At 29.8% G+C, this 13,189-nt stretch carries 12 protein-coding genes; 5 read left to right on the top strand and 7 right to left on the bottom strand.

All coding sequences use genetic code 11. The features are described 5' to 3' along the window. Positions 1 to 47: 47 nt before the first annotated feature. The 7 genes from NJU99_RS01255 to glmM all read right to left on the bottom strand — a co-directional run bounded on the left by NJU99_RS01255 (position 48) and on the right by glmM (position 8,454). Complete coding sequence (locus tag NJU99_RS01255) at positions 48 to 1,238, bottom strand: rhodanese-like domain-containing protein (protein ID WP_254576930.1); 1,191 nt, start codon at positions 1,236 to 1,238, stop codon at positions 48 to 50. Between the two features lie 23 nt (positions 1,239 to 1,261). Beyond that, positions 1,262 to 2,716, bottom strand: coding sequence for an NAD(P)/FAD-dependent oxidoreductase (locus tag NJU99_RS01250; RefSeq protein ID WP_254576929.1), 1,455 nt, complete (start codon positions 2,714 to 2,716; stop codon positions 1,262 to 1,264). 416 nt (positions 2,717 to 3,132) lie between these two features. Next, positions 3,133 to 4,599 carry an NAD(P)/FAD-dependent oxidoreductase gene (locus NJU99_RS01245; RefSeq protein WP_254576928.1) on the bottom strand — a complete coding sequence of 489 codons (1,467 nt, stop codon included), beginning with the start codon at positions 4,597 to 4,599 and terminating at the stop codon, positions 3,133 to 3,135. A gap of 118 nt (positions 4,600 to 4,717) precedes the next feature. Beyond that, positions 4,718 to 5,296 carry a molybdenum cofactor guanylyltransferase MobA gene (gene mobA, locus NJU99_RS01240; protein ID WP_254576927.1) on the bottom strand — a complete coding sequence of 193 codons (579 nt, stop codon included), beginning with the start codon at positions 5,294 to 5,296 and terminating at the stop codon, positions 4,718 to 4,720. Further along, a complete protein-coding gene (locus tag NJU99_RS01235) occupies positions 5,296 to 6,576 on the bottom strand; it encodes a 3-isopropylmalate dehydratase large subunit (RefSeq protein ID WP_254576926.1) in 1,281 nt (426 codons plus the stop codon). Before NJU99_RS01235 ends, mobA begins: the two co-directional genes overlap by 1 nt. Before the next feature lie 73 nt (positions 6,577 to 6,649). Next, positions 6,650 to 7,123, bottom strand: coding sequence for a signal peptidase II (lspA, locus tag NJU99_RS01230; RefSeq protein WP_254576925.1), 474 nt, complete (start codon positions 7,121 to 7,123; stop codon positions 6,650 to 6,652). Continuing rightward, positions 7,120 to 8,454, bottom strand: coding sequence for a phosphoglucosamine mutase (glmM, locus tag NJU99_RS01225; protein WP_254576924.1), 1,335 nt, complete (start codon positions 8,452 to 8,454; stop codon positions 7,120 to 7,122). Before glmM ends, lspA begins: the two co-directional genes overlap by 4 nt. Positions 8,455 to 8,537: 83 nt before the next feature. Here glmM and rpsT point away from each other — a divergent pair, with 83 nt between their 5' ends. The 5 genes from rpsT to NJU99_RS01200 all read left to right on the top strand — a co-directional run bounded on the left by rpsT (position 8,538) and on the right by NJU99_RS01200 (position 13,175). Further along, positions 8,538 to 8,798, top strand: a complete 261-nt coding sequence (rpsT, locus tag NJU99_RS01220; RefSeq protein ID WP_254576923.1) for a 30S ribosomal protein S20 — start codon at positions 8,538 to 8,540, stop codon at positions 8,796 to 8,798. Positions 8,799 to 8,832: 34 nt separating this feature from the next. Next, the gene (gene prfA, locus NJU99_RS01215) at positions 8,833 to 9,900 is read left to right on the top strand and encodes a peptide chain release factor 1 (RefSeq protein WP_254576922.1); all 1,068 of its coding nucleotides are present in this window, start codon (positions 8,833 to 8,835) and stop codon (positions 9,898 to 9,900) included. A gap of 21 nt (positions 9,901 to 9,921) precedes the next feature. Further along, entirely contained in the window at positions 9,922 to 10,110 is a 189-nt protein-coding gene (locus NJU99_RS01210) for a DUF1653 domain-containing protein (RefSeq protein ID WP_254576921.1), read from the top strand. Between the two features lie 142 nt (positions 10,111 to 10,252). After that, positions 10,253 to 11,305, top strand: a complete 1,053-nt coding sequence (locus NJU99_RS01205) for a PstS family phosphate ABC transporter substrate-binding protein (protein WP_346731813.1) — start codon at positions 10,253 to 10,255, stop codon at positions 11,303 to 11,305. A gap of 136 nt (positions 11,306 to 11,441) precedes the next feature. Continuing rightward, positions 11,442 to 13,175 carry an EAL domain-containing protein gene (locus NJU99_RS01200; protein ID WP_254576920.1) on the top strand — a complete coding sequence of 578 codons (1,734 nt, stop codon included), beginning with the start codon at positions 11,442 to 11,444 and terminating at the stop codon, positions 13,173 to 13,175. Positions 13,176 to 13,189 lie beyond the last annotated feature (14 nt).

Genomic DNA, 13,189 nt, shown 5'->3' with positions numbered 1-13,189 from the left:
TAAAAAACTAAAAGGAAGTAAGGTTTTACCTTGCTTCCTTTTTTTATTTATACACCTAAAGGTTCATTAACCTCTATTTTACAATTATCACCTTTACAATCTATATTTGCATCAAAGTAATAAATTTCACCCATGTCAATTTTTGCATCTTTTAGTTTTACCCATGCATCCATTGATCTTCCCCCTGCTGTACAATTAAATACAATAGTTTTGCCTTTTGGAAGTTTAGAGTATAACTCTTTTGCATTTAGTTTTTCAGCTTCGATATTTATAGCACCTTTTAAATGACCTTTATTGAATTCATCAGGAGCAGTTACATCTACTATTTGGATATATGAAGGCACTTTATTGTTTTTGATTAAACTATATAACCATTCACCATCTACACTTCCTTCATCTAGACCTTTTTTTAAACCATTTTTACTGTATTGAACTTTTGTTTTAATATCAGTTGTTTTGGCATTACTTGCACTTTTTGTAGTGGCAAGTCCAGCTTTTTTCCATGCTGGCATACCACCTGCAAAAACTGATACATCACTATATCCTAAATCTAATAATCTATTTGCAACAATATGTGATTTCGCACATACATACCCACCACAAAATGTAATGATTTTCTCATCTTTATTTACAGGAAATCTTCCCTCTAATGTTTTTAATTTAGTATCAGGAATAGAAATAGCACCAGGAATTGTTTCTTGAAGATATTTTGCATATGGTCTTGCATCAACTAATACAGCACTATTTTTAGCTTGAGCTGCTTTTGCAACAACTAAATCTACATCCAAATAACTTTTTTTAGACCATTGAGGTTCACCTGCTTGATATAGTTTTATATTCGTAAAACCTTTTTTCTTAAGCATTGAAGCTAATTTTGGACTCTTACCACATTTCCATCCACCACAATAAACAATAAGTTCTTTATCTTTTTTTACATCTTTTAATTGAGAATAAAACTCTTCAAACTTTGTATCTGGAATATTTATACTTGAAGGAATTGCACCTTTTTTAAACTTAGCTTCTGGTCTAGCATCAATTAAAATTGCTTTTGCGCTTTTTCTTGAACCTTTTGCAACTTTTTCTTTTACATAATCAAAACTTACAACTTCTAAATTGTTTTTTTCAATTAACATTTTAACCTTAGGACTTGCATTATCCAAAGATGTTTGACTTATTGCACACCCTGTAAATAAAAGTGTTGCTGTTATTACTGAACCTAAAAATAAACTTGTTTTCATAAAATCCCCCTATTTTATTAAAATTAAACTTTTCCAGAAAGCATACCGTACTGTGTCATTGGTTTTAAAATATATGCTTTTAGTAACCACCAAATATATCTCTCTTGTGTTGGATCAAGTGGAAAAGATGGTTTTGGTTTCATTGACCAATCAAATTCAGCAAGCATTACTTTTCCAATATCTGTTATAATTGGACAAACTGTATATCCATCATATTTAGCTTTTAAGTCTTTTCCTTCCATAAGAGAGATTATATTTTCAGCTACAACCTTGTACTGTTTTCTTACACTTCCACCTGTTTTCCCTAAAGGAACAGCTGCAATATCTCCTAAAGAGAAAATATTATCAAACTTTACATGTTGAAGTGTTTCTTTGTTTACAGGAACCCAACCTTTTGTAGATCCTATTTCTGAATTAGCAATTTCGGGTGCAGCTTTCATAGGTGGTGCTATATGTAAGAAGTCATATGGAACTTCCACATTCATATGTTTTACAATAGTGTCATACTCTTCTAAATCTTCATCCCATGCACCTTTTTCATTCCAAAATTTATCAAAAGTTGCAACTTTATTTTTTAAATCCACTTTTGTTAGATTATGCTTTAGATGATAATTCATATCTCTTGTACTATATTGTTGTAAAATTGCCTCTTCATACTCTTTTACACTAAACATTTTACTACTATTTTTATATAGAGTCATATTCACATTAGCTCTTGCACTAGCTGAAACTTCATTTAATCTTGAGTTCATTAAATACATCATTTTCATTGGTGCTCCACCACACTTAATCGCTGTGTTAGGATGAGTAAATACTGCATTTTGCTTTTTACCGTTTTTGGCATTTTCTATTGTCTCTTGCATGTTTTTCCAAGTTTGAACAGCACCATCAACATTATAAATAGTATTTGCATTTGTATTTTTAAAAAACTTATTCATTTTAGGAGAGTCTTGAACTGTATACATATGACCTAATTCTTCTAAACCTTCAATTTTTTCAAAATCAAGTACTAAACCAGCAGCAATAACTAAAAAATCATACTCTAAAGTTTCACCTTTTGAAACTCTTAATTTATTATTTTTTGGATCAAATTCTATTGCTTTATCTTTAAGAAGTTTTACTCCATTAGGCAAATAATCTTTAGTTTCATATATAACATCACTTTTTTCATAAAGCCCTGCCCCAATAAATGTATTTCCTGGTTGATACGACACGGATTTATCATTTGGTTCTATTATTGTAATATCAGGAGAGGAAAGACTACTTGCAAGCCTTGCAGCTGTTGAAATTCCTGCTAATCCTCCTCCCACTATTATAATTCTTGCCTTTACATCACTTGCATTTGCTGTACTTGCTTGTGCTTCATTACCCATAAATAAAACTGTTCCTGAAGCACCCATTAACTTCAAGGCATCTCTTCTTGATATACCATTTTTATTTAGTTCATTTTCAAACTCATGTCGTAAATCATTACTCATTTTGCTCTCCTTTAATACAAACTATCTATATTAATTATACTACTTTTATTATGAATACTTATTCATTTTTTTGTTTAAAACTAATATTTCTAATCATTGTATGCAATTTTAGCTTAGAATAATTACAAAGAATTTACAAGCTATAAGATTTAAATATAATAAGAATAAGACTAGATTATTATTGTTATTTTTTTGAGATTTTTTTCTTTATTTTTATAAATATTATAAAAGGTGTCACGAATATAATATAAACTAACAATGCAAAAATAAGAGGATGAAAAGAACCTAAACCAAATGCACCTGCATGGCTTAGATTTTTTATATGTAATATTGGATTATTTACCCATTCTTCAATATGAAAAATAATTGATAGTATAAATAGTATTATTAAAAAAATGGATAAATGCCTTTTCATTCTATGCTCTTCCTGATAACATCCCATACATTGTCATAGGTTTTAGCATATATACTTTCATCAGCCACCAAATATATCTCTCTTGTGTTGGATCTAAAGGAAATGAAGGAGTTGGCTTTTTAGTCCAGTTAAACTCAGCAAGCATTACTTTTCCAATATCCGTAATTAAAGGACATACTGTATATCCTTCATATTTAGCTTTTAACTCTTTTCCTTCCATTGAGGCAATTAGATTATCAACTAATACTTTGTATTGTTTTCTTACACTTCCACCTGTTTTTCCCATTGGAACAGCTGCTATATCTCCTATGGCAAAGATATTATCAAACTTTACATGTTGCAGTGTCTCTTTATTTACAGGAATCCAGCCTTTTGCTGAACCTATTTCTGACTTTCCAATTTCATCAGGAGCTTTCATAGGTGGAGTGATATGTAAAAAGTCAAAAGGAACTTCAACATCTTGATGTTTAGTTATCATATCATACTCTTCTAAGTCCTCATCCCAAGCACCTTTTTCATCCCATCTTTTATCAAAAGTAGCTATTTTTTTATCTAAATTTACAGCTGTAAGATTATGTTTATAGTGCCATTTAAAATCTCTTTTTTTAAACTGTGCTAAAATTGCTTCGTGATACTCTTTTACTCCAAACATACTAGCTCCATTTGGATAGAAAGTAAGTTCAGCATTATCTCTTACTCCTGCTTCCTCAAGTCTTGAATTCGTAAGATACATGATTTTCTTAGGTGCACCACCACATTTAATAGAAGTATTTGGGTGAGTAAATACACCTTTTACTTTCTTACCCTCTTTTGCTTCTTGTATAAACTTTTGCATTTGTGTCCATGTTGCAACTGCTGAGTCAGTATTATAAATAGAACAAACTCCACTGTTTGCAAATTTATCTGTAATAGCTTTACCATTATCTAAAGATAACTTATCGCCAATATCTTCTAAACCTTTAATTGAAGCAAAGTCTAATGTAAGTCCAGCAGCTACAATCATAAAATCATAATCAACTCTTTTCCCTGATTGTAAAACAACACTATTGTTTTGAGGATAAAACTCCACAGCTTTGTCTTTTATAAGTGTACATCCATCTGGTAAATAATCACTTGTATCATACATAACATCAGATTTTTCATAAATACCAGCAGCTATTAAAGTATTTCCAGGCTGATAGGAAACTGACTTAGGATTTGGTTCTATTATAGTTATATCTGGATTAGTTAATGTATTTGACAATCTAGCTGCTGTTGCAATTCCAGCTAAACCTCCACCGATTATAAGTATCTTTCCTTTTGCTTCACTAGCATTTGCACTAGTTGCAGCTTGCACTTCTTTAGGATTAAGTAGAAAAGATGCTGTTCCTAAACCTGCAAGTTTAAAAGCATCCCTTCTGCTTAATCCTGATTTTTTTATTTCTTCATCTATTATCTCTAAAGCTTCATCAAATTCTTTTTTTGACATAAGTTTTCCTTTTAGTATAATTATAAATATTTCTTATTTTACTTTTCAAAAAAGAATATCTAAAAAGAGATAAATAAAGACTTATACCATAAGTTTATTTTTGATTTTAATTATAAGATTAGCTTATTAAATTTAGTGATTTTAAATAATCTTCTTTATGGTTAAGATTGATAAATTCATCGTCATTTGGTAGTTGTATAATATTTGTTTTATTATTTTGTAGTAAAAATCCTACTTTATGAAAATCATCATTTAGCATTTTCTCTGTAGTATTTTTTATAGATTTAGAAAATACTCCACATAAGTTATGAGTTCTTATTGTTTTTGCAACTGTAATATCATAATCATCTGAAGAGCTTATAAGCTTATTTATTGAATCTATTGAAACCAAAGGAGTATCAACAGTAATAATAAAGATTTTTTCTTCATTTAGTTTATTTAAAATTGAATCTATTGCAGCAATAGGAGAGTAAACTTCACTTTCATCAAGTAAAAGTCTGTTTTTGTCTAAAAAGTCAAACTTATCAATTTTAGAAGAAATGTATATATCTTTAAAATAAGGTTTTAATCTATCAAATTGATATTGAGTTAATGTAGATTTATCATCAAAAGGAAGAAGAGATTTATCTTCTCCCATTCGTGAGCTTTTACCTCCACATAAAATTACACATGGTATTTCAAATGAAGGCTTTTGCATTATAAGCTTCTTGGGTCTGTAATATATCCAGAAATAGCACTTGCTGCTGCAACTGCACTGTTTGCTAAGTAAATTTTAGAAGATCTAGAACCCATTCTTCCTACAAAGTTTCTGTTTGTAGTAGAAATACACACTTCATTATCACCTAAGATCCCCATATATCCACCTAAACATGCACCACATGTAGGGTTTGATACAACAGCACCTGCATCAACTAAATCATCAATGTATCCTGCTTTTGTTGCATCTCTTAAGATTTTTTGAGTACCAGGAGTTAAGATAAGTCTTACATGTCTTGCTACTTTTTTACCTTTTAAGATTTCTGCTGCTGCTTTAAAGTCTGATAATCTACCATTAGTACAAGAACCAATAAATACTTGATCAACTCTAATTTCATCAGCAACTGCTTGTGAAACAGAATGACCATTATCAGGTAAGAAAGGATAAGCAATAACTGGCTCTAATTTTGCCACATCAATTTCAATTACTCTAGTGTAAATTGCATCTTCATCAGAATAATGAATTTTTGGCTCAGCTCTTAAACCACCGTTTAATTCTGCTGTTTTCTTTAAGAAATCTTCTGTAACTTCATCATAAGCAAAGATACCATTTTTAGCACCTGCTTCAATTGCCATATTACAAATAGAGAATCTATCATCCATTGTTAAGTACTGAACTGTATCACCAACAAATTCTAATGCTTGATATAATGCACCATCAACACCTAATTGTCTAATAACTTCAAGAATGATATCTTTTCCAGATACATATTGTGATGGTTTTCCTGTCATTACAACTTTAATTGTTTCTGGAATTTTAAACCAGTTACCACCTGTAATCATACCAAATGAGATGTCAGTTGAACCCATACCAGTTGAAAATGCACCTAAACCACCATGTGTACATGTATGTGAATCTGCACCAATAATAACATCACCAGGTAATACTAAACCTTTTTCAGGTAATAATGCATGCTCAATACCCATATCTTTTTCATCAAAGAAGTGTTTTAAATCATGTTTCATTGCAAAATCTCTAGAGATTTTAGCTTGGTTAGCTGATGCAATATCTTTTGCTGGAATAAAGTGGTCTAATACAATAGCAAATCCATCTGGATTAGCTAATTTTTCTCTTCCACTTTCTTCAAATGCTCTAATAGAAATAGGAGTTGTAATATCATTACCAATTACCATATCAATTGGACTTCTTACAATCTCTCCAGCTTTTACTTCTCTTCCTACGTGTTCACTAAAAATTTTTTCTGTAATCGTTTGACCCATCTTGTACTCTTCCTATACTTTATTTATATAATTTTTTGCGATTATATCTAAATTTATTTTAAGCTCCCAAATATTAAGAACTTAACTCTTTTTGTTTTTTCTCTTCTCTTGCTTTTTTAATTTGAATAAATATTACAATAGCTACACCTAAATTGATAATCACATCAGCAAGATTAAATATAGCAAATTCAAAGCCATAATGCCAATAAAAATAATCAACAACAGCCCCATAAGTAAACCTATCTAAAATATTAGATAGTCCTCCTGCGTAAATGAGTGCAATTGCAATATAGTAGTCATTAAAAACATCCTTATTTTTTAAAAGGTATATTGTAGCACCTGCTAAAATTAAAAGCTGAATATATTTTAAATACTCAGCTAAAAAAGCAAACATTGAAAAAGCAACTCCGTAATTGTATGCAAGTTGCAAAGACATAATAGGACCTTCTACATCCCAATCAAAGTTTACAAAACCATATTTAACAACTTGATCAATTACAAAGATGAAAGCAAATATTATTAAAGTTATATTAAACTTTTTTTTCATAGTGCCTTTTTGAAGAATGCAATTAATTCTTCCATTTCCTCTTCAACTACTTTTTTGTCTTTCCCTTCTAAAAGTAGTCTGATCTTATTCTCAGTTCCTGAGTATCTTACTACTTCTCTTAAACCTTTTTCTTTCATTTTAGAGATTAGTTCTGCATAACCTTTAATTTCTTCTAAAGGTATTTTTTCATCAACTTTCATATTGTGTTGTGATTGTGGATATAAATCAAATGGATTTAAAACTTCACTTGCATTTTTACCTGATTTTAGCACTAATGCTAAAACTTGAAGTGCCGAAGCTAAGCCATCTCCTGTTTTTGCAGCATCTGCAAAAATAATATGTCCACTTTGTTCACCACCAAAGTTTATATTTTCAGCATTCATAGTTTCAAGAACATATTTGTCCCCAACATTTGATCTATGAAGTTCTATATCATCTTTTGCTAGATAATCTTCTAAAGCTTTATTTGACATAATAGTAGCAACACATGCTTTACCTTTTAATAACTTTTCATCATTTAAAAATTTACATAAAGCACCTATTAATTTATCACCATCAACAACATCACCATTTTCATCTATAACAACTAATCTATCTGCATCACCATCAAGTGCAAGACCAATATCAGCTCTATATTCTCTTACTAATTTTCCAACATTTTCAGGATGCATTGCTCCACAATCTTCATTAATATTGTAACCATTTGGTTTATCATTTATAGTAATTACATCAGCACCTAATTCTTCTAAAATTGTAGGGCCAACTTTATAAGCAGCACCATTTGCACAGTCAAGAACAATTCTTAAACCACTAAGGTTTAAATCAGTAGGGAATGAGCTTTTAATTGAAACAATATATCTTCCAATTACATCATCAATTCTTTTAGAAGAACCGATATTCCTTCCTGTTACTTGCTCACTGATCATAATTTCTTGATTGTTAAAAATCTCTTCTATTTTTTTCTCACAAGATACACTAAGTTTGTTACCGTGATTATCAAAAAACTTGATACCATTATCTTCATAAGGATTGTGAGAAGCTGATATCATAATACCGGCATCACATCTCATTGATTCAGTTAAGTATGCAATAGCAGGAGTTGGCATAGGACCAATTTGAATTACATCATAACCTACAGCAGTTAATCCTGATACTAAAGCATTTTCAATCATATAACCACTTCTTCTTGTATCTTTTCCTACAAGAATTTTTTTAGTTGTTGAATGCTTTCTAAAATAGATACCTGCAGCTTTTGCTAATTTAAGTACAGTCATTGCATCTAAAAACTCACCAGCCTTACCTCTAACACCATCAGTTCCAAATAGCTTCATTAAATCTTCCTAAAATTAAACTAAGTTTAAGTTATTTTAGATAACATTCTACCCTTAAAAATTTTACAAAGAGGTTAAATAAAATGGCAAATCATAAATCTGCTGAGAAAAGAGCTAGACAAACTAAGGTTAGAACTGAAAGAAACAGATTCTACAAAACAAGAATTAAAAACGTAATCAAAGCTGTATTAGCTGCTGTTGAAGCTGCTGACAAAGAAGCTGCAACTACTGCAATGGCTACTGCAAACAAATACATCCACCATTGTGTATCTAAAGGTATCCTTAAAAAAGGTAATGCTGCTAGAAAAGTTTCTAGATTACAAACTAAAGTTAACGCTATATAATTTATAGTCAACAGTTAAAAGAATATAGGTAAATATGACTCAAGAAAAATTACAACCCTTTATTAATAGGTACAATGAGATTAATGATCTGTTAATCTCTCCTGATATTACTAGTGATATTAAAAAAATGACTGAACTTTCAAAAGAGCAGTCAAACATCGAACCAATAGTTAAAAAAGCTCAAGAATATATTCAAGTATTAGAAGATATTGATGAGAATAAAATGCTTTTAGATGATGATGAATTAGGTGAACTTGCAAAAGAAGAACTTAAAGAACTTGAATCAAAAAAACCTGTGCTTGAGGAAGAAATTAAATTTTTAATGATTCCTAAAGATCCTAATGATGATAAAAATATTTATTTAGAGTTAAGAGCAGGAACAGGTGGTGATGAAGCAGCTATCTTTGTTGGTGACTTATTTAGAGCTTACTTAAGATATGCAGAAAATAACAATTGGAAAGTTGAAATCATGAACTCTTCAGAGAGTGAATCAGGTGGATATAAAGAGATTGTAATTTTGGTAAAAGGTGACCATGTATTTTCAAAGTTAAAATTTGAAGGTGGTACACACAGAGTTCAAAGAGTACCTGCAACAGAGTCTCAAGGCCGTGTCCATACATCTGCTATTACTGTAGCTGTAATGCCTGAAGTTGATGATGTTGATGTTCAAATTGATCCAAATGATTTAAAAATTGATGTAATGAGAGCTAGTGGAAATGGTGGTCAATCTGTAAATACTACAGACTCGGCTGTAAGAATTACACATATTCCAACTGGTCTTGTTGTAACAAACCAAGATCAAAAGTCTCAACACAAAAATAAAGACAAAGCTATGAAAGTTTTAAAAGCTAGACTTTATGATGTGCAAATGAGTGAGAAAATGCAAGCTGAAGGTGCCAACAGAAAAGAACAAGTTGGTACAGGAGATAGAAGTGGAAGAATTAGAACTTATAATTATCCACAAGGAAGAATTAGCGACCATAGAATAAATCTTACTTTATATAGACTGGATGCAATAATGAATGATGGATTGTTTGATGAAGTAATTGATCCTCTTATTGCTGATCATCAAACAAAACTTATTGAAGCAAATGGATTATAATCCATTTGTTTTTTTCTTAATATGAATATCTCAAAAAATACAATTTACAAACACTACAAAAACAATCATACTTATGAAGTAATAGATTTCTGTAAAATTCAAGAAAATGACATTTGGGTTGAAGCTGTACTTTATAGACCAACTGATTGTGATGAACTTTTTGTTAGAGCACTTAAAGAGTTCCAAGAAAAATTCTCTTTAGTAAACTAATTTTAAATACTTTTTATTTTCATATACCTTTATTATAAACGATATGTTCCTCTCTTTTTTTCACTTAGTTAAATAGTAACCAAAATGTAACCTACTCATATTATACTTTCACCATAAAATTTATTTAACGGAGAAAATAAACATGAAAAAAACACTTTTAGCTTTAGGGGCAAGTGCATTATTAGTTACTAGTTTAAGTGCTAGAGATCAAATCAAAATCGTAGGTTCATCTACTGTATATCCATTCGCATCATCAGTTGCTGAAGAATTAGGTGCTACAACTAAATACCCAACTCCAGTAGTTGAATCAACTGGTTCAGGTGGTGGTATGAAACTATTTTGTGCTGGTAATGGATTAAATACTCCTGATATTACTAATGCTTCAAGAAGAATAAAAGCTAAAGAATTTAAAATGTGTCAAGAAAATGGTGTTACTGATATCACTGAATCTGTAATTGGTTATGATGGTATTGCATTCGCACAATCTAACTCAAATGCTCCTTTTGATATTTCAAGAGAACACTTAGCATTAGCAGTAGCTAAAGAAGTACCTTCAAAAGATGGTAAATCATTAATTGCTAACCCATACAAAAAATGGTCTGATATTGACGCTTCATTACCAAATAGAGAAATCATTGTTTATGGACCACCAAAATCATCTGGTACAAGAGATGCATTTGAAGAGTTAGTAATGCAAAAAGTATTCAAAAAAATGCCTTTATACACTAACCTTTACAAAGCTGACAAAAAAGCTAACAAAAAATATAAAAAATACTCTGTAGTTAGAACAGATGGTGCTTATGTTGAGTCTGGTGAAAATGATAACTTAATCGTTCAAAAATTAAATAAAAACAAATCTGCATTTGGTGTATTTGGATTCTCTTTCTTAGTTGAAAATGATGATATGCTACAAGGTGCAACAATCAATGGTATTGCTCCAACTCCAGATACTATTTCATCAGGAGATTACCCAGTATCTAGATCATTATTCTTCTACGTGAAAAATTCTCACTCTGAAAAAGTTCCAGCAATGAACAAATATGTTGATTTATTCATGAGTGAAAAAATGATTGGAAAAGATGGAATTTTAGGTGAAATCGGTCTAATTGCTTTACCTGATGCTACAAGAAATGCTATTAGAGCATCTGTTTCAAAAAGAGAAAAATTAACTTTAGACGCATTAAAAAAACACTAATTAAAACTAACAAATTATTATAAAGAGGAGAAGCTTCCCTCCTCTTTGTAACTTTACTCATAGGCTTTTATCTGTTTCACGCGAACGAAGAGATAAAAGCCTATCAGTAAGCTTATAACTCTCTTTGGATTAAAAAATGACAAAAAAATGGAATACAATTTTAAGAAGGTTAGATTATGCCTTTCAACCAATCATTCATGCTCATACAGGTAAAACTTTTGCTGTTGAAGCCTTACTTAGAAATGTAAATGATACTGAATATGTAAACTCAATTCAAGAGCTTTTTGATATGGCTTTTCAAGAAGATATTATATATGAGCTAGATTTAATACTAAGAGAAAAAGCAATTAGCAAGTTTTCACAAATTGAGGTGGAAAATTTAAGACTATTTTATAATCTAGATAACCGAATAATTTATAACAAAACTTATAGATCAGGTAATACTTCAAAGATACTTGAAAAGTATAATTTAACAAAAAGTACAGTTTGTTTTGAGCTAAGTGAAAAAGGTACAACTATAGAACAAAGTGCTCTATCAAGCATGTTACAGACTTATAAAAAAAGTGGATACCAATTAGCAATTGATGATTTTGGAATTGGTGTTTCTGGCTTAAAACTTCTATATTTTTCAGAGGCAGATATTATAAAACTTGATAGATTTTTTGTATCAAATATTGATACAGACTCAAAGAAAAAACTATTTTGTAGCTCAATTGTAGAAATGGCTCATGTAATGGGAATGAAAGTCATAGCAGAAGGTGTTGAAACTAAAAATGAATTCTTAACTTGTAAAGATATGGGTGTTGATTTTATTCAAGGATACTTAGTTCAAAAGCCTACTGTAAAAACAAATGAAATAAAGCCTATGTATAAAAAGATTATTGACTTAATACATAATGATAAAAGAAACGATACAATTCACATAATAGAAAAAAAATATATTGAAAATATAGAACCTTTAAATATAAATAGCTCCCTACATGATTTATTTGTTTATTTTAAAAATCAAACTAAAAATATCTTTGTTCCAATAATTGATGATTATAAAAATCTACTTGGTGTGATTTATGAAATTGATATAAAAAAAATATCTTATTCACAATATGGATTATCACTAGCTAAAAATAAAAACATATCTTCAACATTAAAAAAATATATAAAAGAAGTAGTCTCAGTTGAGTCATCTTGGGGTATTGATAAAACTTTAGATAGATTTAATCATAATTCAAAAGAATCTATGGGTATATTTATTACCAATGCAAATAAATATAAAGGCTTTATTGGCTTAAATTCTTTACTTGAATTATCACACAAAAGAAATATTGAAATAGCATCAAATCAAAATCCTCTTACTAAGTTACCTGGAAATCAACAAATAGAAAACTTTATATATGAGGCTTCTCAAAATAAAAGCTCTCATATTTCACATATGCTTTATTTTGATTTTAATGACTTCAAGCCTTTTAATGACTATTATGGTTTTAGACAAGGGGATAGAGCTATTTTGATTTTCTCTGAATTAATTCAGAAGAAATACTCAAATGATTTTTTTATCGCTCATATTGGAGGAGATGATTTCTTTATTGGTGCAAAAAACAAAAGTTTTGAAGATTTATTTGAACTTACAAATAATGTATTAAAAGAGTTTAAAGATAGCGTGAAAAATCTTTATAATAGTTCTGATAAAAAAAATGGCTACATTATTACAAAAGACAGATTTGATCAAAAAAGAAAATTTCATCTATTATCAACCTCTTGTGCTATAATTGAAGTATCAGAAAAGTCAAAAATACAAAACTTCGACTATACAATTAGCCTTTTGAAAAAACACTCAAAAAAATACAACTTCCCACTTTGCGCCTCTATTTAAACCTTGTAACCATT

Origin of the sequence: Arcobacter roscoffensis (assembly GCF_024267655.1) — a bacterium.
GTDB classification, from domain to species: domain Bacteria; phylum Campylobacterota; class Campylobacteria; order Campylobacterales; family Arcobacteraceae; genus Arcobacter_B; species Arcobacter_B roscoffensis.
Note: the sequence above shows the minus strand (reverse complement) of the source record. Positions and strands in the feature narration are given on the sequence as shown.